We start from the raw sequence: 24,732 nt of genomic DNA, 5'->3' as shown, positions 1-24,732 counted from the left end.
TCACGGTCACCGAACACCGGGCGCATCGCTGCCGGTGTGCCTGCGGCACCGTCACCGCCTCGGGCATGCCCGAAACGGTCGCCGGATCGCCGTCGTCCTACGGCCCGAACCTGCGGGCGCTGGCTGTCTACCTGCTGGTCTTCCAGCACATTCCCGTCGAGCGGACCGCCTACCTGATCAAGGATGTGACGGGTGCGGAGGTCTCCACCGGCTGGGTGGCCTCCCTGCTCCCTGAGGCCGCCGGCCTGGTCGATGACTCGGTGAACCTGATCCGGGCTCTGCTGGTGATGGGGCATGTCCTGCACGCGGACGAGACCACCACCCGTATCGGCACCACCCGCCAATGGCTGCATGTGGCCTGCACCGACTTCCTCACCCTCCTCCACCTCGCGCCACGCTCGCGGGCCGGGGCGGACGCGGGCGGTGTCCTTCCGCACTACCGGGGTGTGCTGGTCCACGACTCGCTCTTCTTGTATGCCGGATACCCCCGCTGCCGGCACCAACTGTGCGGGGCGCATCTGATCCGTGAACTGACCGCCGCCGAGGAGGACTTCCCCGACCTGAAGTGGCACCGGCAGATCCGGTGGGCGCTGGCCGGGCTGAATACCCAGGCCCTGCGGGTCCGGTCCGGGGAGATCTGCGAGATCGCCCCCGAGTCACTGCTGCTGCACTTGAAGGCCTTCCACCGGGGCATTGCGGTGGGGCTGTCCCAGCACCCACGTGCGACGGGGCGAAAACAGTCCACCGCCCGCAACCTGCTGGAACGGCTACGTGATCAGGCTCATGCCGTGCTCCGGTTCGCCGACGACCCCCGGCACGTGCCCTTCACCAACAACTGCGGGGAAAGAGCGCTCCGTCCGGTCAAGACCCAGTTGAAGATCTCCGGTTGTCACCAGTCCGAACACGGTGCGACGGCCTGGCTCAGCGTGCGCTCCTACCTCGACTCCGCCCGCAAACACGGCCTGAGCGCCTTCGAAGCCATCCACCGCGCCTTCACCGGCAACCTCTGGATGCCCCCCATCGAGCAAGCGGCCTGACCAGCCAGCCTCACATACCGTCACCGATCAGCCGCATTCCTTCTGAATGCTTACGGCGATGAAGCACTGTGAAAGCTTGATGTCCATGCGTTTCACGCTACGGACGGGGTGCAGGTTTCGCTTCTCCATTCCTGACCGGTCGCATGTGGATCTTGGCGACGCAGGCCGGGATGGCGGCGCCCTCGTCATGGCGGCGGGCCCGGTATGAGCTCGGGCTCTCGCCGACCAGTCGGTGAACCGCGAGTTGAACACCCCAGGGAGCTGTCGATTAATTACTGATCGTTTTGGGGCTGTCCCATCCAATGAGGTTCGCGAGGTCCTGGGCGGTGGCTGCGGTGATCGGGGCGGGCTTGATGGAGCGGCCGAGTCCTTCCAGGACCGGGGTGATCTCGTGGACCGCGTCACCGACCGCCTCCCTGGGGGAGCCCAACAGTGCGGTCAGTGCCCTGACTTGTGTCTTCCAGCGGTGTCGGATCACGGTTGCCAGCAGCCGGTCGGACAGCGAGAGCGAGCCGCGCCGCAAGGTGCGGTGCCGGGCTCGCTTGTGGTGCAGGCTGATGGGCGGGTGGTCGAGGATGTACTGCTCGACGTCGGCCAGCAGCGTGGCGAACTCGCGTGTCTCCATGCCGCAGATCACCGGGTGGTGCAACCAGAATCGACAGCTCCCTGGGCAGGAAGCAGTGACTGCCCTTCTGGCTCTACGAGATCGGCCTGGTCGTCCTGATTATTCACTGGCTTGAGTGGTGACGCCTGCCTGCCGTAGCCGGGCCCTTGATATGGGGACCATGCATCCTGAAATGCGGGAATCGGGAAAGGAAGTCCGGGAATCAGCGGAGGAAGCCTTCGTAATCGTGCTGCTGGAGCTGGCTGTTGATCTGCTTTACCGTTTCCAGACCCACGCCCACGATGATGAGGATGCTTGTTCCGCTGAGACTGCTGGCACCGCCATAACTCGCAAAGGCAACTGTTGGTACCAGTGCGATCGCCCCCAGGTAAAGAGCTCCCGGCCACGTCATCCGGTTGAGGACATAGCCCAGATAATGGGCGGTGGGTCGGCCGGCTCGGATTCCTGGGATGAAGCCACCATATTTCGTCATGTTATCCGCGACTTCCTCTGGATTGAACGTGATCGACACGTAAAAGAATGCGAAGAAGACCGTCAAAAGGAAATAGGTGATTACGTAGTAGGGGTCGTCGCCCTTGACGAAGTTGCGTTCGATCCACGACTTCCACCAGGAGGTCGAACTGGAGAACTGTGCAATGAGCTGTGGAATGTACAGCAGCGACGATGCGAAAATGACCGGAACTACACCCGCCTGGTTAACTTTTAGTGGGATGTATGTGGATGCGTGACCGTAGGATTTCCGGCCGATCACCCGCTTTGTGTACTGCACCGGGATGCGACGCTGGGCCTGCTCGACGAAGACGACCAATCCCACCATGACGAATCCGACGGCAACAACGCTGCCGAAGTTGATCCAGCCGCCGGCGATCTTACCGTTCTGTTTGATGGCCCACAGTGTGCTGGGCAAAGTGGCTGCGGTCGAGACGAATACCAGGATCGACATGCCGTTGCCCACACCGCGGTCCGTGATCAGCTCGCCGAGCCACATCACGCAGGCTGTCCCTGCGGCGATCGTGAGCACCATGGTGGCGGTCATGAAGATCGACTTGTCCGGCACGATGTCCGAGGCGACTGGACAGCCGCTGAACAGGGCGCCGCTCCGGGCGGTTGCGACCAGGCCTGTGCCCTGCAGTACGGCGAGCGCGACCGTGAGGTAGCGGGTGTACTGGGTGATCTTCGCCTGCCCCGCTGAGCCCTCTCTTTTGAGCGCCTCCAACTTCGGGATGGCGACGGTCAGCAATTGAAGAATGATGCTGGCTGTGATGTACGGCAGGATGCCGAGTGCGAACACTGCGATATGTAGCAGTGCCCCGCCGCTGAACAGGTTCAACAGACCGAGTAGATGGCTGTTGCCGGCCTGTGCTGCATTGACGCAGGTCTGGACGTTCCCGTAGTCCACCCCGGGGATCGGGATGTGTGCCCCGAGGCGGAACAGGAGGATCATGCCGAGCGTGAAGAGCAACTTATTGCGCAGTTCGGGTGTCCGGAGAACGCGGACGATCGCGGTGGGCAAGGTACCTCCTTCGCCTCTGCGCCGGCGAGTCAGAGATGACGGTGTTGAGGGATGGCCGCATCAGCAATTTCCGACCGGGGAACGCCTCGCCGGAATAGCAGATGGCTGCGTCAGTGCGAAGCGTGTCACGATCACAAAATCGGCACCACTTGAGTCGAACTCGACTTGCGTAAGCCAGTGACAGCCTCAAAGGCATGGGGTGGCAGCAGGAGGTTGCACATCACATCGCGCAACTCGAGGGTTCCGTCAGGGCAATGATGTGGGTTCCCCGCACCGATCCGTGATCTGCGCGCATGCGCCGGACCGGACGATGGGCGGCTGAGACCTCACGCGCGTCGTACCAGGAGCGTCTGACGGGCTCCGGCCACGGCGCGATCACCACGGAGCTGATCCCGGCCGACGCGCTCCTTCGTGATGCGCGACGACACGGTCCGTTGCCCTCAACGATCGACTGATCCGTCTGCGCCCGGAACTCCTGCGAATGGCTCGTAGGTTTTGGTACGAACGGCTGACACGCTGCGGTTCAGCGGTGAGGCGAGGCGGTCACTCCAGGTGGTGCGATCAAAAACCGTCGACTTCGACGACCGTTTCGGCGAAGTCTTTCGGGGCTTCCTGCGGCACGTTGTGGCCGATGCCCTTCAGGGTCCGGTGGGCGTATGGGCCGGTGAAGTGGCTGCGATAACTGGTGCCGTCCCCGGGAGGAGTGAAGGGATCCAACTCGCCGTCAAGGGTGATCGTGGGCAGCGAGATGACGGGGCTCTGGGCAAGTCGTTCTTCGAGACGGTCGTATCGGGGGTCGCCCTTGGCCAGGCCCAGTCGCCAGCGATGGTTGTGGATCACGATGGGGACCCAGTCCGGATTATCGAAGGCCGCCGCAGTGCGTTCGAACGTTGCGTCATCGAAACGCCACGTCGGGGAGACGTTCTTCCAGATCAGTTTTGCGAAATCATGCGTGTACTTCGCAAGGCCGAGCCGGCCCCTTTCTGTGGCGAAATAGTACTGATACCACCACGCCCACTCGGCCTCCGGCGGCAGCGGCTTCTTGTTGCTTTCGCGGTTGGTGATCAGATAGCCGCTCACCGATACCAGCGCCTTGCAGCGTTCGGGCCAGAGCGCCGCGATGATGTCAGCCGTCCGTGCTCCCCAGTCGAAGCCGGCGAGGATCGCCTTGCTGATCTTCAGCGCATCCATCAGCGCGATGAGGTCGAGAGCAAACACCGACTGCTGAGCATTCAGGAACGTCTTGCTCGAGAGGAAGCGCGTCGGGCCATGGCCGCGCAGATACGGGACGATCACCCGATAGCCCCGCGCGGCCAGCAAAGGCGCCACGTCGACATAACTGTGAATGTCGTAGGGCCAGCCGTGCAAGAGGATGACCGCGGGACCCTTGGCGGGACCGGCCTCGGCGTATCCAATGTTCAGGACCCCGGCATTGATCTGCTTCAGTGAGCCGAAGGACGTGTTCCCCGGCTTGCCCATGAGGTGCGCCATCGGCTCTTCCCGGTCGGGTGCCGAGGCCGATGTTGCCGTGAGCGCCGACAGAGAGGCTCCGGCTGTCCCTACGGCGAGAATCTTGGAAAACGTCCGCCTGTCGATGATCGTCACCTTTCCGTGAAGGCTTTTATACGCTCATGCATGACAAACGAACGGCAAAAATGGACGTGGCGGGTGAATCATTTTTTGGGGTGCGCGCGTTGACGTCATGTGTCGTCGGCATGAGTTCGAGATTCGGTTCCATGAGCACATCATCTGCGGTTCACCACTGAGCGACTGAGGGGCTCGGCGGTACGGACTCGGCTCACCATCCGGCCTTGACCTCGTCACTCGCCGCACCAGACGGTGTCGAAGGCTGCTTCTTCGGTGGCTTGCCGTTGCTGCACGGTTTCCAGCTCTCTCACCGCGTCGCTGACGGCGGCGAGCGCTGTCACGACGGCGTCGTCGGCCACGCTCGTGGAGGTCCTGGTCGGCTGGTCGTGGATCCCGACCGCGGATGTTCCCTCGCTGACGCGGCATGACTCGCACCCCGGCGAACCGCGCGATCACAGCACTGTCAGGAGCCGTTCCGTCCGGCGCTTCCGGTTGGGGTGAGGCTGGGCCGGGGCCGCCCGGCCCGGTCCGACGTGGCGGTCCGTAGGACGTCGAGGAGGGTACACCCCGGAACGAGGTGCGCCGCGACAGGGCCAGCGGTGTGCCGGTCCTGGTGTCGACGACGGACTCGTGCAGCACGAGCGGCGCGCCCACGGGCGCTTGGTCCCGCAGCCAGTCCGCGCCCGTGCCGGTGCCCTGCAGCAGCGTGCCGTGCTCGGGCGGCGCGCCGCCTCGGACCTCCTGGACCGTCGTCACGCGGCCGGTGTGGTCCAGCGCCGCCTGGTAGCCGTCGCCTGCCGGGGCCGCTGGGCCGAACGCCGGGGTGATGGCGAGGAGTTCGTCGGGGTTGCCGCAGGTGTAATCGTGGGCCGGGTGGGCGAGGGGGGCGCGTCGCCGGTGCCGCCGCAGTTGACGATCAGCCCCGACTGCCGGTTGAGGCCGGTGACCTCGCGGACCGACCCGTTCCCGGCACGCGCCGTGAGGCGCGTGGCCAGCGGTCGGATGGCGGTGCCCTTGCCGGAATCGGTCGGCAGTACGAACGCGGGCCGGCCGGTCACCGCCTCGGACACGAGGTCCCCGCGGACGATGGAGATGCCGGCCGGGTCGCCTTCGGTGCCGGCGAACCAGGGGCCGGGCGTCGTGCTGCTGCCGCTGGGCAGGACGAAGAATCCCGCGTTCACACCGGCCAGGGCGCCCGTGCGCCGCACGATCGAACTTACGGCCTACCCCGCGGTAGGGAGTGGGCTCCCGACGCCCTGCGACTCCGCTTGCGGCGTTGTCGTCGGTCACCGACGCTCCGCGTCGACTCCGTCCTCCGCCGTGCCATCGAAGCCGCATGACGCCACTCGCTGATCCACTCCCTACCGCGAGGGAGGCCGTTACTGTCTGGCGGCCCGGGACGATGCCGGTGCCCAGCTCGGAGGCGAGCCTGCCGCGGAACTTCGCGGGGTCGATCTCCAGTACGTCCACCGACCACGGGCCGGTCGTGGGATGCCCGTCCTCACCGGTGTTCCGGACGGAGGCGGGCAGGCCTTTGGCGGCGACCTGTGCGCGGGCTGCGTTCGCGGACGTCTGGTCGGCGTAGCGCCCGACGCGCACCAGACAGCCGAGGGGCCTGTCGGCCGGGCCGCTCGGGTCGGGTCCCGCCATCGGGTCGCGGCGCGGCACGAAGCCGGCGTCGCGCACCCGCTGCCTGAGCGCTTGGACCTCGTACTCCGTGGTGCCCACGCCGATCGTGACGGTCCATAAGTCGTCGGGCGACGTCTCGCCCCGCTCGATGGCGAGGTGAAGCACGCCTGGCGTCACCTGCCGGACGGTGCGACACGGATTGACGGAAAGCGATTGCTGCACCGGGCGCCGCGCCCGGCGAACTCGGGTCGAACCGCCCCTGCCGAGGCGGCGCGCCTTCCGTGCGGGGCCGGCGCTCGCGGCCAGAGGGGTGGGAGCAGTTCGCGACGCTCCTGCCGGTGCGCGAGGCGTTCGATCCCGGCCACGGGCTCGGCTGCCACCGCCGCCGGATTCCCGACCCCACCGTGTTCGAACACATCCTGCTCGTCCTGGTCCACGGTTCCGGCTACGAACGGATCGCCGGCCCCGGCTGCTCGGACCACACCATCCGATGACGCGTCAGACAGTGGGCCGGCTTGGGCGTAGCGCATGTGCCGGGCCACCTGGCGAACTGCGCTCCCTGATCACCTGAGCTTGAAACGGAGCTCTGCCCGGATCCTTCGGTGCCGGACGTCGCCGTCCCGGACGAGACAGTGCAGCGCGCCAAAGAACTCTCCACGGACGAGTCGCCAGCCTTCGTCAACGGCCTGCCGGCCCGCCTCAAGGAGCTCAAGCCGCCCTGCGGGCGCGCCTGGGCTGTTTCCGGAAGTCACCGGTCTGCCCGTCGGCCGTCCGGGGGAGCTCCCCCGGGACCGCCGACGGTCTGCGATCCGGTCGCCGGGAAGCCGCCGTGCCGCCAGCCTCACAGTGACAGCACACGGGCACGGTCGATGCCGCCGCACGCGATCCAAACCCCTTACCTTGCGCCACACTTCCCAGTGGCGCGAGCAGGGATGTCGCATATATTCCGTTTTATGGGCGGCCGTGCGGCTGGCGGTTCTTCAGCCGCTGGTTGGGAACTGCCGTCTACGGGCGTGCCCTGCTGGGCGGGCCGACTCACGGAATCCGATCGCGGCGAAGCCGTACGGCTTGCCACCTGGCTCCTGTCTGAGGGGAACGATGACTGACGAGATGTTCGCGACCCTGGATGAAGGGTGGAGCGGCGAAGGGTGTCCGGCGAGTGCGTTTGCCCGGCGGTCGTTTCTTCACGGTGCTGCCGCGGGCCTGGCCGGAGCGGCGGGCGGTGTCGCCTTGGGCAGCGGTGCGGCGCTCGCCGACACAGTGGCTGTTCCCAAGACGGGACCGACATCTCGTGAGATCCCCTTCCACGGCTATCACCAGGCAGGCATCGCCACTCTGCCCCAGCAGGACGCGATTTTCGTCTCGTTCGACGTGACCGCCTCCAACCGAGCAAAACTCACCGACCTGTTCCGCACGCTGACCTCGCGAGCCCGTTTCCTCACGGCGGGCGGCAGACCACCGAAGGCGCCCCCGACCGCACCGCCGACGGACAACGGCATCCTGGGACCCACGGTCGTGGCGGACGGTCTCACCATGACCGTCGGAGTGGGCGCATCCCTCTTCGACGACCGTTACGGACTCAGCGCGCGCAAGCCGGTCCAGCTCGTCAAGATGACTCCCTTCCGCCATGACGACCTGGACCCCGCGCTGAGCCAGGGGGACCTGCTGATCCAGATCTGCGCCGATCACCGCGACACGACGGTGCACGCACTGATCGACATCCTGACCCACACCAGGTCCGCGATGAAGCTGCGCTGGCGCATCGACGGCCAGCGCAATCCGGAGCGTCCGGTCGGTGTCCGGCGCGACTGGTTCGGCTTCAAGGACGGCATCTCCAACCCATCCGTCTCCGACGACGCCCAGATGAATGAGGTGGTCTGGGTCCAGCCGAAGAGCGCCGAACCGGCCTGGGCCGCGGGTGGCACGTACCACGTGGTGCGTATCGTGCATTTCTTTATCGAGGCATGGCAGAAGGTGCCCGTTGCCCAACAAGAGCGGATCTTCGGCCGCCGCAAGGCGAGCGGCGCCCCCATGTACGCAGTGGGCGAGAACGTCCCGGAGCTTTTCGACCCCATCTACACCAACGATCCGCAGGGCCTGATCACCCCGCTGAACTCTCACATCCGCCTTGCCAATCCCCAGACTCCGCAGACCGCGGCAACCAGCACCATTCTGCGTCGCAGTTACGACTACGACCGGAGCCCCAACCTGCCGGAACTTGACATGGGGCATGCGTTCGTCTGCTTCCAGCAAGAACTCAACTCCTACATCGCCATGCAGACCCGGCTGGAAGGCGAAGCACTGGTGCCGTTCATCAGCCCACGGGGCGGGGGCTATTTCTTCGCACTTCCTGGCGTCCAGGACGAGAAGGACTACTACGCCCGCCGGCTCCTGACCTGATCCGATCCCGCTGCCGGGCAGCCGTCGGCGGGATGTCGCCCGGTCCCGGACCGAACCATCGCAATGCGCACAGGAGGCGAGATGTTCTCTGCCCTGCGGACCCGAGCCGGCAGCGGCCGCCGGCGACCCGGCAGGACGCTCCGGTCGGCACTCGCCGCGGGCATGGGGATCCTGTTGATCTCCTGTACGCCCAGCCCCTCGGCCAAAAAGGAATCGGCTCCTGCGCCGACTGCGCCGACCGCGCCCGTTGCCGGCGCCAGTGGCCGCGTGTATGTCACGAACCAGCAGGACAACACACTCTCGGTGATCGACGCCCGGACCTACAAGGTCGTCGCAACCGTGCCGGCCGGCGTGGCGCCCGAAGGTGTCGCGGTCGCCAAGGACGGCAAGCACGTGTACATCGCCAACAGTGGCTCTGCCCGGGTCTCGGTCCTCGACACCCGGAACAACAAGATCGTCACAACCGTGCCGGTCGGGAAGAGCCCCACCGGTGTCGGCCTCAGTCCCGATGGCAAATCCCTCTACGTCACCAACGGCAGGTCCAACACCGTCTCGGTGATCGACACCCGAACCAGCCGGGTGGCCGCGACCATCCCGGTCGGAAAATCTCCGGTGAACGTGGCGTTCAGTCGCGACGGTGGCAGGGCCTACGTGGCGAACGCAGGGTCGGGCAACCTGTCGGTCATCGACACCCGCACGCGCCGGGTCGCCCGGAAACTTCCCGCGGGGCGCTCCCCGGTGGGCGTAGCCCTCACCCCGGACGGCGAGTCGGCCTACGTTGCCGACGAAGTGGGACGGCAGGTCCTTGCCGTCGCAACCCGTACCGGCAAGGCGACTGCCGTGCAGGTCGGCGAGGGCCCCTTTGACGTGGCTATTGGGCCCGACGGCCGCTTCGCCTACTCCGCCGATCTCGGCCCGGGCAACGTATCCGTGATCGACACCGGCAACCACCGCGTCTCGGCAACCATCTCCCTGGGCCCTCCCGGCACCGACCCGTTCAACGTGGAAGTCACCAGCCGCGCTGTCTACGTCACGAACCAGGGAGCGGGCACCCTCACGGTCATCGACCCGACATCCCAAAAGGTGGTCGCCACTGTCACCCTCGGCGCCAGCCCCTACGGCGTCGCAGTGAGCTGAGCCGGCGACGCACTGCATCGTCACCATCAAGGTAAGCGTCCTGGGCGCCTGGTGATAGCTCCTCAGCCGCTCCCCCCAGTTCGACGGATAGGGACAGCAGTGCTGCCCGAACGACGCCAGGGCCGAGGGCGCCGACGGCGAACCGTGTTCAGCATCAGTCCTCAAAAACCCGGGGAGAGCTGACCGGACATGCGACTGGTTGTAGGGTAAGGAAACCGCCCTTGACCTGCAAAAACGCAGGCAGGGAGCCTAGCCCGGGAGTACCTCCATGATGCGTACATCGTTCAAGTCCAAGATCTAGCATCTGGACATTTGCGCAGGTCAGAGCGATGCTTTCGGGACCCAGGTCAGCAAGTACTCAGCATCGGTCCCGGTCGGGTCCCGAGATCGCTTGGGTTGCGGGGGCCTGCAGGGTCACGCAGTCACGCGAACCAGCCAAGGTTTCGGGATGCAAGCGCTGGTCTCGCTCGTCAGCCCGCTGCGCAAGAGAGGCTCCTGCCGGGCGTGGGCGCGAGGGCTTCGGGCAGGCGGTCGTAGATCTCGAAGACGCCGTCCAGGCCGGCTCCGCTCAGTATCCGCAGGAAGCAGCCGCTGTCCGTGACGAGCCGCAGCCGGCCATGCCGTTCCAGGACCCGGTTCCGAGCCCGACACAGCAGCCGTAGCCCGGCGCAGTCGATGAAGGACACGGCGCGAAGGTCCACCACGAGGTCGGGGTGGACGGCGGCCGTCAGGTTGTCGAGGCGCGCCATTAGGGGAGGTGCCGTGAGGATGTCGATCTCGCCGCGCAGCTCCAGGACGGTCGTCCCGCCGACGGTACGTTCGGTGTGGGGGCGCGGACCTGATGAGGGTTTCGGCCATGGAAGAAATACGGACCGATGGGCGCGCCGGAAGGGCCGGTCGGCCCCCCTTTGCCGCCACGCTTCCTCGGGCCGCTCTCCGGCGAGGGTGGGACCGGTGGCCCCTCACCCGTGGCTGCCGGTGGGCTCAGCATGGAGCGTAATTCCCTCCACCGGGCGAAAGACGGACTGACTCATGTACCCGAACGATGGATTCCGCGAACTCGGTCGTCAGGAGTGCCTGAGCCTGCTGGCGACGGCGCCCGTCGGCCGGATCGTCTACACGCGCCAGGCCCTGCCCGCGGTCCTGCCCGTCAACTTCGCCCTGGACAGCGACGGAGCGGTGCTGCTGCGCATCTCGGCGGACTCGGAGCCGGCCCGCGCGGTCGGCGGCGCGGTCGTCGCCTTCGAGGCGGACGCGGTCGATGCAGCGGCGCACTCCGGATGGAGTGTCGTCCTCACCGGCCGGGCGGCTGTCGTGACCGACCAGGCCGAGATGAACCGCCTGGACCGGGCAGGCCCTCGTTCCTGGGCTCCCTCGCCCGAGGAGGTCTTCGTGCGTATTGAGCCGGAACTTGTCACCGGGCGTGAACTCGTCCGCGGCCGCACGATGTACGGCGTGCGCCTCTCCGCCTGAGCACCGGTGTCGTCGCCCGCGCCACGGACCGATCGGCCCCATCGAGAGGGGCCGGACAGCGCGGCAACGGGTTCCCGCAGGCCCTGTGCGGGGCAGCGATGACAGACAAGCATCGACAGCGGAGCCGCCCACGGGATCCTCCGTGAGCGGTGTCGCGAACGATGCGGAGGCAGTGATGACCGTGGCAACCCGCGCAGACGTGGATGCTCCCGCCGAGGCCTGGCGCGGTTTCGCCGGCCGGCGCTGGCGCGGATCGGTCGACGTGCGTGACTTCATTCAGGCCAACTACATGCCGTATGAAGGCGGTTCCGAGTTCCTGGCCGGCCCGACTGAGCGCACACTCGCCGTCTGGCGGAAGGTCAGTGCCTTGTTCCCCGAGGAGCGGCGCAAGGGCATCCTTGACGTGGACACCGCCATCCCTTCCACGATCACCTCGCACGCCCCCGGGTACATCGACCAGGACCGCGAGCTGATCGCCGGGCTGCAGACCGACGCCCCGCTGAAGCGGGCGATCATGCCGGGCGGCGGCCTGCGCATGGTGGAGAACGGCCTGAAGGCGTACGGCTACGAGCCCGACCCCTTCGTCACCAAGGTCTTCGGCACCTACCGCAAGACCCACAACGACGGCGTTTTCGACGCCTACACCCCCGAGATGCGGGCCGCGCGCAAGGCCGGGATCATCACCGGGCTGCCCGACGCCTACGGCCGCGGCCGGATCATCGGCGACTACCGGCGCGTGGCGCTGTACGGCACCGACCGGCTGATCCAGGCCAAGCGCGTGGAGCGGGCCCTGCTGGACGTACAGCCCTCCACCCCGGACGTGATCCGTGACCGGGAGGAGCTGGCCGAACAGATCCGTGCGCTGGGCGAGCTGACGCGGATGGCCGCCTCGTACGGCTGCAACGTCTCCCGTCCCGCCGCCACCGCCCGCGAGGCCGTGCAGTGGCTCTACCTCGGCTTCCTGGCCGCGGTGAAGGAGCAGAACGGCGCCGCGATGTCACTGGGCCGCACGTCGACGTTCCTTGACGTCTACCTTCAGCGTGACCTGGACGAGGGGACCATCGACGAGACCCGGGCCCAGGAGCTGATCGACGACTTCGTGATCAAGCTGCGGATCGTGCGGTTCCTGCGCACGCCCGAGTACGACGCGCTGTTCTCCGGCGACCCAACCTGGGTGACGGAGTCCATCGGAGGCATCGGCGCCGACGGCCGCCCGCTGGTCACCCGTACCTCCTTCCGCTTCCTGCAGACCCTCTACAACCTCGGGCCGGCCCCGGAGCCGAATCTCACGGTGTTGTGGTCGCCGCAGCTGCCGGAGGGATTCAAGCGGTTCTGCGCCCAGGGTTCGATCGACACCAGCTCCATTCAGTACGAGTCCGACGATCTCATGCGCCCCCGTACGGGCGACGACACCGCGATCGCCTGCTGTGTGTCCGCCATGGCGGTCGGCAAGCAGATGCAGTTCTTCGGCGCCCGGGTCAACCTCGCCAAGGCGCTGCTGTACGCGATCAACGGCGGCCGGGACGAGGTGACCGGCGAGCAGGTCGCACCCGAGATGCCCGCACTGACCGGCGAGTACCTGGACTACGACGAGCTGTCGGCGGCGTACGACCGGATGCTGGACTGGCTGGCGCAGACGTACGTCGACGCGCTCAACGTCATCCACTACATGCACGACAAGTACGCCTACGAGCGCATCGAGATGGCGCTGCACGACTACCCCGTGCACCGCTTCATGGCGTGCGGGATCGCGGGGCTTTCGGTGGCCGTCGACAGCTTGTCCGCTGTCAAGTACGGCCGGGTGAAGGTGATTCGGGACGAGACCGGGCTCGCCGTGGACTACGGGACCGAGGGCGAGTTCCCGGCGTACGGCAACAACGACGACCGCGCCGACGGGTTCGCCGTCGACCTGGTGGAGTCCTTCATGGCCAAGGTGCGCCAGCACCCCGCCTACCGGGGTGCCGAGCACACCCAGTCGGTGCTGACGATCACCTCGAACGTGGTCTACGGCAAGCACACCGGCAACACGCCCGACGGCCGGCGCGCCGGACAGCCCTTCGCGCCCGGCGCCAACCCGATGAACGGTCGGGACCGGCACGGGGTGGTCGCATCGGCGCTGTCGGTGGCGAAGCTGCCGTACGAGGAGGCGCGCGACGGGATATCGCTGACCACGACCATCACCCCCGAGGGGCTCGGCCACAATCCCACGGAGCGGGCCGGCAACCTGGTCGGCATCCTCGACGGGTACATGGCCTTCGGTGGTTTCCATATGAACGTCAACGTCCTGAACCGGGCGACGCTCGAGGACGCCATGGAACACCCGGAGAAGTACCCGGAGCTGACGATCCGAGTCTCCGGGTACGCCGTCAACTTCGTCCGCCTGACGCGCGAGCAGCAGCTCGACGTGATCAGCCGCACCTTCCACGGATCGCTGTGAACACCGCGGCGAAGCCGGTGACAGGCCATGCGGTCCCGGCGGCAGGGCAGCTCGCCGGCCGGGTGCACTCCTGGGACCTGTCCACCGGCGTGGACGGTCCCGGGACCCGGTTCGTGCTGTTCGTCAGCGGCTGCCCGCTGCGCTGCCTGTACTGCGCCAACCCCGACACCTGGCACATGCGGGACGGACGGGAGGCCACCGTCGACGAGGTGATGGCGGAGATCGCGAAGTACCGGGCGTTCATCACCACAGCGGGCGGGGGAGTGACCATCACGGGTGGCGAGCCGCTGCTCCAGCCCGGCTTCACCGGCGCTGTGCTCCGCCGTTGCAAGGAGCTGGGTCTGCACACAGCGCTGGACACCTCCGGCCTCCTGGGAGCCCGCGCCGACGACGCGCTGCTCGCCGACACCGACCTGGTGCTGCTCGACATCAAGTCCTTCGACATCGGCACCTACCGACGACTGACCGGCGGCGCCCTCGCCCCCACGCTCAGTTTCGCGACCCGCCTGGACGGGCTGGGCATCCCCGTGTACATCCGCTACGTCCTCGTTCCCGGCTGGACCGACGACCCATCCGCCGTGGACGGCCTCGGCGCCTTCCTGGCCGGCCTGGGCAATGTCGACCGGGTGGACGTTCTGCCGTTCCACAAACTCGGCGCCCACAAATACGACGCCCTTGGCATCGACTTCCCGCTCCGCGACACCCCTGTTCCCGATCCGGAGCTGACGGAACGGGTGCGCGAACAGTTCCGAGAGCACGGTCTGCGGGCGCTGTGAGCCGACCGATCGGGGCAGGCGTAGGCGATCATGCAGTCGAAGACCTTGGGGCATCCGCCGTGCCGGCCGCTCCCGGGCGGCGTCTTGGCCTTCGAGGCACTTCTCCCGGATGTACTCGCGTTCGGACTCGGCCATACCGGGCGGCCGAGTTCGGCGAGTTCTGGGAGGAATGTCGACGAGCGTGTGGTCGCCGATGCGCCGGCATGAGCTGCCTACGCGGTGAGGAGCCATACGGCTGGTCTTCGGCGGTTCGTGACCGTGATCAGGTGTTCGCGGCGGTGAGTCGGATGCCGGTGATCAAGTCCGGGCGGATACGGACCGCATAGTCCATGGTCTGGTTCACCCAGGGGTTGAGCAGTGCGCGGTAGCGGGCCAGTTCACCCGGCTCGGTCACCAGGTGGGCGTAACCGGTGACCATCACGCTCCAACCGAGGTGCATGTCCGGGTCGATGGCGTCGGCCTCGTAGGCGACGACCACGCCCTGGCCGTCGGCCTGCTGCGCGCGCGAGGTCAGCGCCGCGCCCTCGTGAGTGCGGATGACGATGTCGCCGTTGTCCAAGACGTGGTTCACTGGGCGGATGGTCGGCAGCGCGTGACGAGTGAAGACGATCCTCCCGAAGGACACGCTGCCCAGCAGCCGCAAGGCTTCGTCGCTGTCGAGCTCGACGCTCCGGCGCGGTCCGGCAGGAAGGGGCTGGGTGTGGTCGATGGTCATGGCAGGCTTCCGTACGGTTTCGTTGCTCACTGTGGTGTGTCTTCGGCCCCTGCGCGGATGCTGTCGCGTGGCCGGTCGCCGTGGTGACGGCCGGGGCGCGCCGCTACGGCATGTAAGTCGTCCCTTCGAGTCGAGGCGTGGACGGCTGCCTGTCCGTGCACCCCGGGTGAAGTGGGCCCCACGGGCAGGCTCGATCAGGTCATTGGAACCGCACCGGAGCTCCTCATACCAGGGCCGTTCGGCCCTCGTCCGGCCGGCCCTGCCCACCCCAGTAGCCTGCCCACCCCAGTAGTAGGCGGTGCGCATGATGTCCTGCATGTCGTCGAGCATGGGCATCCGCGGGTTGGCGGGCGCGCACTGGTCCTCGTAGGCGTTCAGGGCCTGCTGGGGCAGTGCGTCGAGGAAGGATCGCTCGTCGATGCCGAGGGCCTGGAAGGACGGCTCGATGCCCACGGCGTTGCGCAGCCGCTCCACCGCGCAGACCAGCGACTCCACGCCCTCCTGCGGGGTGGCGGCGGGCAGGCCGAGGGCGCGGGCGATGTCCTGGAAGCGTTCCGGAGCCCGGTAGTTCTCGTACTTGGGCCAGCCCGTCAGCTTGGTCGGAACGGTGCCGTTGTAGCGGATGACGTGCGGCAGCAGGACGGCGTTGGTGTGCCCGTGTGCGATGTGGAAGGCGGCGCCGAGGGTGTGCGACATGGCGTGGACGATGCCGAGGAAGGCGTTGCCGAAGGCCCGCGATGGTGCCCGCGTTGTGCATCTTCTCCCGCGCGTCGGGGCGGCCCGTGCGGTCGTTCACCGCCGCCTCGATGTTGCCGAAGATCAGGCGGATCGCGTGCAGGGCGAGGCCGTGGGTGAAGTCGTTGGCGTACACGGACACGTACGCCTCGATGGCGTGGGTGAGCGCGTCGAAGGCGCTGTCGGCGGCCAGCGCAGGGGGCAGGTCCGCGCAGTTGGCCCACGGCGATGGCGACGTCGGACGGCGCGCCGGCGGTGGCCGTTGCCTCGGTTCCGGCGTCGTGACGGGTCATGGGATGCGCCTCCGTTGACGAGAGCCGCCATGGGGCTGGCGGCGTGCGGACGGGAGCGGCGCCGCGAGGGACCGGTGCCGCTCCCGTCTTCACTCTCGCCCTGCCTCGCCCCCACTCCCAGGTGCCGATGGTCCCTTCCGGGGGCTGACCGGTACCGCTTCGGACAGGCTGGGAGCGTTCGGACAAGGGGTCGGCCCTAGGGTTCATCGCGGCGTGACCCGCGCCGCTCGGGTGGCCGGTTCAGGATGATTCAGGCGCGGCCGGCTGCGCAGGGCGGCAGTCGTCGATGTCAAACCCGAGCCTGCTGACCACACCGACGACACCTTCCAAACGCCAGGTCGACCGAACGGCCAGAGGGACGTCACTACGGTGGTGGAGGCGTCCCTCCAGCATGACCATGCCGTCCCGGACGGAAACGGCGACGGCGCCGGGTGGCAGGCCCAGCGCGCTGACCAGGACCTCCTCCACCACCTGCTGACGGATCTCCTCGTCCGTACGCAGGAAGACCCGCAACAGGTCGCGGCGGGTGGCGATACCGATGAGGCGGTCCTCCTCATCCACCACGGGCAGACGGTCGACGTCCTGACGTTCCATCAGCCGTGCGGCATCCGAAACACGTTGCTCCGGATGGATGGTGACCGCCGGGGTCGTCATCAGCTCTCCCGCGGTCGTGACCACAGAGCCGTGCGCGAGATCGGCGCCGGAGACCACCCCGACCACCTTGTCATCGTGGTCGACGACCGGCAGTGCGCGGATACGGTGCCGATCCAGCAACCGCACCACGTCGTCCAACGGCGTCTGCCGGCTTGCGCAGACGACCTCGCTGGTCATGACTTCGCCGACGGTGCGCGTCTTCATGGTGCTTCCCTCCTTCACGGTGCGAGCGGGAGGCGGGCAGGCCTTGCTCCCCGCTGGGTGCAGTGCCTCTCCCTCGAGGCACCTGCCGGCCGCCTCGCCGCCCCTTCAGCCTCGCAGCCACCCTGCGCCGCGGTGCAGGGCCCAGACGTACCTGGTGGAGGACCGACCCGCCTCGCACCGGAGGGCCGGGAGACTCTAATCCCGCCCGCTGATGGCCTGGCCACCACGCCACGGTGGGGGAGTGGCCGACCTGCGGGCCGCCTCCTTGCGGTGCAGGACCCGAGTCATCTGGCTACGGAGGCGGTCCTGCAGCCGGTCCGCCAGTTCATGTGCCGTCGCCTCCTGGGCGTGCACGACCACAAGAGTGTTCCCCACGACGAGCTCGGCCCCGGCAGACCAGGGCTGCTCGACGTGGTGCGCCGCTGCCTTCGCGATCCTCACCTTGCCGCTGACGTCTGGAACTCCGGGCCGGTTGAGGGCCGTGTCGACCTTGGTCCGAACGTACGCGAGTGCCTCTTCGTCCACATCGCCTTCCGCTCGCACCTGTACTGCGACGGTGGAGGTGACGTGGGTGCCGGTGTCCTTCGCAGTCATCTGCTTCGCTCCTTCGATCGTTGGGCAGCGGCTTCAGACTTCTGCGAGGACCGGCGTGGGCCCAGGGCCGTCAGGCCCCAGGAACGGGGCCATAGGGCCTCCCCCTACAGGGCCGCCGGACTCGCCCTTCGGCAGTGTGGGTCCGACCGGCTGCCGGGAGCCGCCAGGGGGGCGTGGTCCTCGACGTGGACGTGTCCGGCCCGCCAGTTCGTCCCCGCACGGCACCACTGCTTCTGGCTGCGGGAGACTCTGTGGAAACAGGGCCGACCGGCCCTGGCCCTTCGGCCCGGATCCGGAAAAGATCCCGGTACGGAGACCGATACGGTCCAAGTGGACATCGACGAGTAACGCGGAACCAGGGAGAAATTGATGGCGGACAGCAAGCAGCCCGGCCCCGACAGCCCGATCCGGGTTTTCCTGCTGGACGACCACGAGGTGGTACGACGTGGAGTGCGCGACCTGCTGAACGACGAGCCGGACATCGATGTGATCGGCGAGGCCGGCACCGTGGAGCAGGCCCTGGTGCGCGTCCCCGCACTGCGCCCGCAGGTGGCGGTCCTGGACGTCCGGCTGCCCGACGGTGACGGCGTGACCGTGTGCCGGGAGCTGCGCTCGCGTATGCCGGAGCTGGCCTGCCTGATGCTGACCTCCTTCGACGACGAGGAGGCGCTGCTGGACTCGATCATGGCGGGCGCGTCCGGATACGTTCTGAAGCAGATCCAAGGATCAGACCTGGTGTCCGCAGTACGCACCGTGGCCCGCGGCCAGTCCCTGCTGGATCCGAGCGCCACTACCAGGCTGATGGCCCGTCTTCGGGACGGGCAGCAGCAGGAAGAAGAGCCGGACGCCCTGCCCGGTCTTACCGAGCGGGAGCGGGAGATCCTCGCCCTGATCGGCGAGGGCCTCACCAACCGCCAGATCGGCCAGCGGCTGTACCTCGCCGAGAAGACGGTGAAGAACCACATCTCCCGCCTGCTCGCCAAGCTCGGCGTGGAGCGCCGTGTCCAGGCCGCGGTCATAGCCACCCAGGTCCAGGGCCGGCAGAGGCAGGAAGGGCGCTGAAGTCCCGGGGCCGGAAGGACCTGTAATCGCCGCTGCCCGCACCGCCTGGCATGCCTTCCGCCCCGGCAGTGAGTCTGATCTCATACCGCCGTCTGCCGCGGGCCGATAACGTGGCCTCGACTAGAATGATCGGCCGTCGGCAGGGTGAGGGGCTTTGGAATAATTGCTGGCGCGAGGCCCCGAGGGTGCCCGGGTCCGGCTGCCGCAGTTGCGGCTGGATGAGCTGCTGGAGGAGCTGCAGGCCCGCCTGGACGCGGCCCGTGGCACCCGGGACCGGGTGCACAGCCTGCTGGAGGCGGTGCTCTCGGTCGGCCGCGAGCTGGACCTGGAGCAGGCGCTGCGCAGCATCGTGGAGGCCGCGGCGGTCCTGGTCGAGGCGGAGTACGCGGCCCTGGGCGTGATCGGCCCGGACGGCACGCGGCTGTCGGAGTTCCTCACGGTCGGTGTGAGCGAGGAGCAGATCGCCCGAATCGGTCCCTACCCGGAGGGCCATGGCATCCTGGGCGAGCTGATCCGGCACCCCGAGCCGCTGCGGCTGCCCAAGCTCTCCGCGCATCCCGTTTCGTACGGCTTCCCGGCACACCACCCGCCGATGAACACGTTTCTCGGTGTACCGATCCGCGTGCGCGACCAGGTATTCGGCAACCTGTACCTGACCGAGAAGCGCGGCGGAGCACAGTTCGACGAGGACGACGAGTCGGTCCTGTCCACGCTGGCCGTGGCGGCCGGCGTGGCCATCGACAACGCCCGCCTGTACGAGGAGTCCCGGCTGCGCGAACGCTGGCTGCAGGCGAGCGCCGAGATCACCCACAGTCTGATGTCCGGCAGTGACCGCGGGGAGGTCCTCGGGCTGATCGCCGAACGGGCCCGGGAGATCACCTCCGCGGCCCTCGCGGTGGTCGCGGTGCCCATGGAGGACACCGACGCGCTGATGGTCGAACTGGCCATCGGACGCGAGGCGGAGGCACATCGCGGGCTCGTCGTGCCCAGGAACGACAAGCTGATCGGACAGGCCTTCGCCGGCGCCGTGCCGGTCACCAACCCGGACGTCTCCCGCGCCGAGCGCGGTGAGACAGGGGTCTCACTGGAGGATTCCGCCATCGCGCCGCGCTTCACCGGGATGGGACCGGCCGTGGCTGTTCCCATTGGCTCCGGCGACGGTGTGCGAGGCGTGGTGCTGCTGGTCCGAGCGGAGGGCCAGACGGTGTTCTCCGAGAAGGAGACCGAGCCGCTGCAGGGGTTCGCCGCGCAGGCCGCGGTCGCCATGGAGCTGGCGGAACGGCGCAGGGACGCAGAGCAGATCGCGGTGCTCCAGGACCGGGACCGCATCGCCCGGGACCTGCACGACCTGGCCATCCAGCGGTTGTTCGCCACCGGTATGACGCTGCAGAGCGCCGGCCGTTTCATCGAGCACACGGAGGCCTCGGAGCGCGTGCTGCGAGCGGTGGGCGACCTGGACGAGACGATCAAGATCATCAGGTCGACGATCTTCGGTCTGCGGTCGCGCGACGACGGCGCCGCCGGCGCCGGCCTGCGGGCCCGCGTGGTGCGGGCGGTCGGCGAGGCCGCGCCGGTGCTGGGCTTCGCCCCGAGCGTGCGCATGGAGGGCCTGCTCGACACGGACGTGCCGAAGGAGATCGCCGACCACGTGGTGGCCGTCCTCTCCGAGTCCCTGACCAACATCGCCCGGCATGCGCGCGCCGATCGGGCCGATGTCGGACTCGAGACCGACGGGCGCGAGGTGCGGCTCACGGTGTCCGACAACGGCGTGGGTATCCCGCCCGGCGGCCGACGCAGCGGTCTGCGCAACATGGCCGAACGGGCCCAACAACTGGGCGGAACGCTGGAGTTGTCCAGCCCGGCCGACGGCGGCGGCACCACGCTGACCTGGCGGGCGCCCGTAGAGGAAGGCTAGGGGGCGCTCCGCGGATCCGCTCTCCGCTTGGGCTGGGCGGGCCTCCAGCACCGGGACCATCGGGCCGTCAACGGGACGTGTGGCCACTGACCGTGCCCGGTGCCGACGCGGAAAGATCGTTCACGGATCGACCCACCCGTGTAGCGACCTGCGTAAGGAGTACGACCATGCCCCGAACCACAGGAGACGGAAAGGGGAGGGCGCCCACAGCGGCGCTCGGCCTTCCCGCCGCCTCCGCGCTCGTGATCGGCAGCATCATCGGCACAGGAGTCTTTGCCCTCCCCTCCGCCCTCGCCCCGTACGGGCCGATCTCCCTCGTCGCGTTCGTCGTCGTGACCCTCGGCGCGCTCGCGCTGGCCCTGACCTTCGGGGCGTTGTCGAAGCGTGTTCCCGCGAGCGGCGGGCCTTACGTCTACGCCCGCGAGGCCTTCGGCGAGTTCGCCGGGTTCCTCAACGCCTGGTCCTACTGGATCACCGCGTGGGCCGGTAACGCAGCGATCGTGGTGGCGTGGGTCGGCTACGTCGAGGTGTTCGTCAACACCGGGCACAGGACCGGGGGCTCGGTGCTGATCGCGCTGATCGGGCTCTGGATTCCCGCCGCGATCAACCTCACCGGTGTCCGGAACATGGGCGCGTTCCAGATGATCACGACCGTGGTGAAGTTCGTTCCGCTGATCTTCATGGCCACCGTCGGACTGTTGTTCATCGACTCCCACAACTTCGGCGCCTTCAACGCCAGCGGGCAGTCGGCGCTGGGTGCGATCTCGGCCGCGGCCGCCATCGCGCTGTTCAGCTACCTCGGTCTGGAGGCCGCCTCGGTGGTCGCCGGCCGAGTGAGGGAGCCCGGGCGGAACGTGCCGCGTGCCACCGTGTACGGCACGCTCATCTGCGCCGTGATCTACATTCTGGGTACCCTCGCGGTCTTCGGCACCGTCTCGCACGGCACGTTGGTTGACTCGACCGCGCCGTTCACCGACGCCGCGAACAACATCTTCGGTGGCACCTGGGCCGGTGACATCGTGGCTGTCGCCGCGATCATTTCCGGCATCGGCGCTCTCAACGGCTGGACCATGCTGTGCGCCGAGATGCCGTACGCCGCAGCCCGCGACGGACTCTTCCCCCGCGCGTTCGCCAGGCTGCGCGGCGAGAACGACGTCCCTGTCTTCGGTATCGTCGCCTCGACCGTGCTGGCCTCGCTGATCACCGTGTTCAGCTACACGCGCTTCGAGGACGTCTTCACCAAGATCGTGCTGCTGAGCGTGCTCACCGCCGTGATCCCGTACCTGTTCTCCGCCGCCGCCCAGCTGTACTGGCTGCTGGTGCGCGGGCGCGAGAGCCTCACTCCGCGGCGGCTGGCCCGGGACGTCACCGTCGTCGCGCTGGCACTCGCCTTCTCGTACTGGTCGATCCAGGGAAGCGGCTACCAGACCGTCTACTACGGGCTGTTCGTGCTGCTGCTCGGCCTGCCGGTCTACGTGTGGCTGAAGCGGGGCCAGGGCGTGTACGGCGGCACCGAAGCGGTGATCCCCGGCCCCCGGGCCGAGGACGAGCAGCGGGCACCCGAGACGTCGGCACCGGCCCAGCGGCCCTCCCGCGGACCGCGCCCCGGCCCCACCGACGGGCTCCGGCAGCGGAACATCCTCCGCCACCACGACTGACCACACCCCACCACGACTGACCACACCCCACCACTGAGGAAGCCCACCATGAACACGTTCCACGTCGACTCCGAAGTCGGCCGCCTGCGCCAGGTGATCCTGCACCGCCCCGGCCTTGAACTCTCCCGCCTCACCCCGCGCAACGTCGACGCCCTGCTCTTCGACGACATCCTGTGGGCCAAGCGCGCCCGCGAGGAACACGACGCCTTCGCCCAGGTGCTGCGCGATCACGGCGCCCGCGTGCACTACTTCGCCGACCTGCTGGCCCAGACCCTTGACATCCCCGACGCCCGCGACTGGCTGCTCGACCGGGTGGTCACTGCGGCCACTGTCGGCCCGGCCCTGCTCGACCCGGTGCGCGAGCTGTGCGCCGGACTCGATGGGGAGACCCTCGCCGGATACCTCATCGGCGGGCTCCTCAAGAGCGACCTGCCGCTCGCCACCCCGCACAGCCTGGTCTGGAACGCGTTCGACGCGGACGACTTCGCGCTCGCACCGCTGCCCAACCACCTCTTCCCGCGCGACAACTCCTGCTGGATGTACGACCGGTTGTCGGTCAACCCGATGGCCAAGACCGCCCGGCGGCGCGAGAGCCTGCATGCCGAGGTCATCTACCGCTTCCACCCGATGTTCGCCTCAGCCGCGACCGAACCGCTCCTCGCCGGAGAGGTGGGCACCCTGGAGGGCGGCGACGTGCACGTCCTCGGCAACGGTGCCGTCATGGTCGGCATGGGGGAGCGCACTACCGCCCAGGCCGTGGAGAACCTCGCCCGCCGGCTCTTCGCCACCGGCACCGCGAACCGCCTGATCGCCGTCCAGCTTCCTGCCGCCCGCGCCTACATGCACCTGGACACGGTGCTGACCATGGTCGACCGCGACGCCTTCACCATCTACCCGGGCCTGGCCGACTCCCTGCGCTCGTGGACCCTGCGTCCCAGCGATACCCGGGAGACCGGCTTCGACGTCGCGGCGAACTCCGACCTGGCGACCGCCCTTGCCGAGGCCCTCGACCTGGACAAGGTCCGCATGTTGTCCGCACCGCAGGACATCCGGGGCGCCGAGCGCGAGCAGTGGGACGACGGCAGCAACTTCCTCGCCCTCGCCCCCGGCGTCGTCGTCGGCTACGAGCGCAACGTCACCACCAATACCTACCTGCGCAAGCAGGGCATCGAGATCGTCACCATCGCCGGCGCCGAACTCGGCCGCGGCCGCGGCGGCCCTCGCTGCATGAGCTGCCCCATCGAACGCGACCCGGCCGCCTGACCCAGCAAGGAGAACAACACCATGACCGTCGACCTGCGAGGCCGCTCCTACCTGAGCGAACTCGACTTCACCCCCACCGAGATCCACCACCTCCTCGACCTCGCCGCCGAGTTGAAGGCAGCCAAGCGCGCCGGCACCGAACGGCCCCGGCTGACCGGTCGGCACCTCGCCTTGATCTTCGAGAAGACCTCCACCCGTACCCGTTGCGCCTTCGAGGTCGCTGCCGCCGACCAGGGCGCCGCCACCACCTACCTCGGCCCCCGCGACACTCACATCGGCCAGAAGGAATCCATCGCCGACACCGCCCGCGTCCTCGGCCGGATGTTCGACGCCATCGAGTACCGGGGCTCCGCCCAGTCCCTCGTCACCCAACTCGCCACCCACTCCGGCGTGCCCGTCTACAACGGCCTGACCGACACCGTGCACCCCACCCAGAGTCTGTGCGACGTCCTCACCATGCACGAGCACAGCGCCAAGCCGCTTCAGGACATCGTCTACTGCTACCTGGGCGACGCCCGCAACAACATGGGCAACTCCCTGCTGTCGATGGGAGCCCTGCTCGGCATGGACGTACGCATCGCCGCCCCCGCCGCGCTCTGGCCCGACCCCGCCCTGGTGTCCTCCTGCCGGGCCCTCGCCGAGCGCAGCGGAGCCCGCATCACGCTCACCGAAGACGTCGAGACCGCCGTACGCGGCGCCGACTTCCTGCACACCGACGTCTGGGTCTCCATGGGCGAGCCCGCCGACACCTGGCGCGAACGGATCGAACTGCTGCTCCCGTACCAAGTCAACGACAAGACGCTCGCCCTCACCGGCAACCCGGACGTGAAGTTCATGCACTGCCTGCCGTCCCTGCACGACCGCAGCACCCACCTGGGCCAAGACCTCTTCGACTCCTACGGCCTGGACGGGCTGGAAGTCACCGACGACGTCTTCACCTCGCCCGCCTCGATCGTCTTCGACCAGGCGGAGAACCGGCTGCACACCATCAAGGCCGTGCTCGTCGCCACCCTGGAGGACTGAAC

The 24,732-nt window shown here is 68.1% G+C and carries 19 protein-coding genes and 4 pseudogenes; 12 read left to right on the top strand and 11 right to left on the bottom strand.

Features of this window, described 5'->3' with window-relative positions; genetic code table 11:
* Positions 1-1,037 (top strand): IS66 family transposase (gene tnpC / locus ACWD6R_RS22595; RefSeq protein WP_451820335.1); only part of this gene is annotated, 1,037 nt, incomplete at its 5' end.
* A gap of 97 nt (positions 1,038-1,134) precedes the next feature.
* On the opposite strand, the pseudogene ACWD6R_RS22590 reads toward tnpC, so the two are convergent.
* From ACWD6R_RS22590 to ACWD6R_RS22565, 6 genes and pseudogenes are all read right to left on the bottom strand, one after another.
* Positions 1,135-1,292, bottom strand: a pseudogene (locus tag ACWD6R_RS22590) (AraC family transcriptional regulator); the annotation flags it as partial.
* A gap of 13 nt (positions 1,293-1,305) precedes the next feature.
* Positions 1,306-1,689: pseudogene (locus ACWD6R_RS22585) on the bottom strand (ISAzo13 family transposase); the annotation flags it as partial.
* 175 nt (positions 1,690-1,864) lie between these two features.
* Positions 1,865-3,175 (bottom strand): preprotein translocase subunit SecY, encoded by a 1,311-nt coding sequence (secY, locus tag ACWD6R_RS22580; protein WP_451820334.1) that lies wholly within the window; start codon positions 3,173-3,175, stop codon positions 1,865-1,867.
* A gap of 561 nt (positions 3,176-3,736) precedes the next feature.
* On the bottom strand, positions 3,737-4,774 hold the full coding sequence (locus tag ACWD6R_RS22575) for an alpha/beta fold hydrolase (RefSeq protein WP_451820339.1): 1,038 nt from the start codon (positions 4,772-4,774) through the stop codon (positions 3,737-3,739).
* A 221-nt stretch (positions 4,775-4,995) separates the two neighbouring features.
* On the bottom strand, positions 4,996-5,121 hold the full coding sequence (locus tag ACWD6R_RS22570) for a hypothetical protein (RefSeq protein WP_451820333.1): 126 nt from the start codon (positions 5,119-5,121) through the stop codon (positions 4,996-4,998).
* Positions 5,122-5,514: 393 nt separating this feature from the next.
* Positions 5,515-5,970: a hypothetical protein gene (locus ACWD6R_RS22565; protein ID WP_451820332.1), complete on the bottom strand. Its 456-nt coding sequence runs from the start codon at positions 5,968-5,970 to the stop codon at positions 5,515-5,517.
* Between the two features lie 702 nt (positions 5,971-6,672).
* On the opposite strand from ACWD6R_RS22565, the pseudogene ACWD6R_RS22560 reads away from it, so the two are divergent.
* The 3 genes and pseudogenes from ACWD6R_RS22560 to ACWD6R_RS22550 form a co-directional block, all read left to right on the top strand.
* A pseudogene (locus tag ACWD6R_RS22560) lies at positions 6,673-6,882 on the top strand (hypothetical protein); the annotation flags it as partial.
* A 409-nt stretch (positions 6,883-7,291) separates the two neighbouring features.
* Positions 7,292-8,791 carry a Dyp-type peroxidase gene (locus ACWD6R_RS22555; RefSeq protein WP_451820331.1) on the top strand — a complete coding sequence of 500 codons (1,500 nt, stop codon included), beginning with the start codon at positions 7,292-7,294 and terminating at the stop codon, positions 8,789-8,791.
* 63 nt (positions 8,792-8,854) lie between these two features.
* Positions 8,855-9,928 (top strand): YVTN family beta-propeller repeat protein, encoded by a 1,074-nt coding sequence (locus ACWD6R_RS22550; protein ID WP_451820330.1) that lies wholly within the window; start codon positions 8,855-8,857, stop codon positions 9,926-9,928.
* Between the two features lie 470 nt (positions 9,929-10,398).
* On the opposite strand, the gene ACWD6R_RS22545 is transcribed toward ACWD6R_RS22550, so the two are convergent.
* Positions 10,399-10,698, bottom strand: coding sequence for an STAS domain-containing protein (locus tag ACWD6R_RS22545; protein WP_451820338.1), 300 nt, complete (start codon positions 10,696-10,698; stop codon positions 10,399-10,401).
* A 262-nt stretch (positions 10,699-10,960) separates the two neighbouring features.
* Here ACWD6R_RS22545 and ACWD6R_RS22540 point away from each other — a divergent pair, with 262 nt between their 5' ends.
* The 3 genes from ACWD6R_RS22540 (at position 10,961) to pflA (ending at position 14,614) form a co-directional block, all read left to right on the top strand.
* Positions 10,961-11,401: a pyridoxamine 5'-phosphate oxidase family protein gene (locus ACWD6R_RS22540; protein ID WP_451820329.1), complete on the top strand. Its 441-nt coding sequence runs from the start codon at positions 10,961-10,963 to the stop codon at positions 11,399-11,401.
* Positions 11,402-11,576: 175 nt separating this feature from the next.
* Complete coding sequence (gene pflB, locus ACWD6R_RS22535) at positions 11,577-13,838, top strand: formate C-acetyltransferase (RefSeq protein WP_451820328.1); 2,262 nt, start codon at positions 11,577-11,579, stop codon at positions 13,836-13,838.
* Positions 13,835-14,614: a pyruvate formate-lyase-activating protein gene (gene pflA / locus ACWD6R_RS22530; RefSeq protein WP_451820327.1), complete on the top strand. Its 780-nt coding sequence runs from the start codon at positions 13,835-13,837 to the stop codon at positions 14,612-14,614. Before pflB ends, pflA begins: the two co-directional genes overlap by 4 nt.
* Before the next feature lie 262 nt (positions 14,615-14,876).
* Here pflA and ACWD6R_RS22525 read toward each other — a convergent pair whose 3' ends face one another.
* The 4 genes and pseudogenes from ACWD6R_RS22525 to ACWD6R_RS22510 form a co-directional block, all read right to left on the bottom strand.
* A complete protein-coding gene (locus ACWD6R_RS22525) occupies positions 14,877-15,329 on the bottom strand; it encodes a pyridoxamine 5'-phosphate oxidase family protein (RefSeq protein ID WP_451820337.1) in 453 nt (150 codons plus the stop codon).
* A 282-nt stretch (positions 15,330-15,611) separates the two neighbouring features.
* Positions 15,612-16,272, bottom strand: a pseudogene (locus tag ACWD6R_RS22520) (bifunctional acetaldehyde-CoA/alcohol dehydrogenase); the annotation flags it as partial.
* Between the two features lie 325 nt (positions 16,273-16,597).
* Entirely contained in the window at positions 16,598-17,215 is a 618-nt protein-coding gene (locus tag ACWD6R_RS22515) for a CBS domain-containing protein (protein ID WP_451820326.1), read from the bottom strand.
* 195 nt (positions 17,216-17,410) lie between these two features.
* Positions 17,411-17,809: a hypothetical protein gene (locus tag ACWD6R_RS22510; protein ID WP_451820325.1), complete on the bottom strand. Its 399-nt coding sequence runs from the start codon at positions 17,807-17,809 to the stop codon at positions 17,411-17,413.
* Positions 17,810-18,178: 369 nt separating this feature from the next.
* Between ACWD6R_RS22510 and ACWD6R_RS22505 the strand changes: the two genes are divergently transcribed.
* From ACWD6R_RS22505 to argF, 5 genes are all read left to right on the top strand, one after another.
* Positions 18,179-18,871, top strand: a complete 693-nt coding sequence (locus ACWD6R_RS22505; protein ID WP_451820324.1) for a response regulator — start codon at positions 18,179-18,181, stop codon at positions 18,869-18,871.
* Positions 18,872-19,034: 163 nt separating this feature from the next.
* On the top strand, positions 19,035-20,786 hold the full coding sequence (locus ACWD6R_RS22500; protein ID WP_451820323.1) for a sensor histidine kinase: 1,752 nt from the start codon (positions 19,035-19,037) through the stop codon (positions 20,784-20,786).
* Positions 20,787-20,953: 167 nt separating this feature from the next.
* Complete coding sequence (locus tag ACWD6R_RS22495; RefSeq protein WP_451820322.1) at positions 20,954-22,444, top strand: APC family permease; 1,491 nt, start codon at positions 20,954-20,956, stop codon at positions 22,442-22,444.
* Positions 22,445-22,492: 48 nt separating this feature from the next.
* Positions 22,493-23,707, top strand: coding sequence for an arginine deiminase (locus ACWD6R_RS22490; protein ID WP_451820321.1), 1,215 nt, complete (start codon positions 22,493-22,495; stop codon positions 23,705-23,707).
* A gap of 21 nt (positions 23,708-23,728) precedes the next feature.
* Entirely contained in the window at positions 23,729-24,730 is a 1,002-nt protein-coding gene (gene argF / locus ACWD6R_RS22485) for an ornithine carbamoyltransferase (RefSeq protein WP_451820320.1), read from the top strand.
* Positions 24,731-24,732: the final 2 nt, after the last annotated feature.

This window comes from Streptomyces sp. NPDC005151 (genome assembly GCF_053599875.1).
The sequence above is the reverse complement of the archived record's forward strand: the minus strand, read 5'-3'. Positions and strand labels throughout refer to the sequence as shown.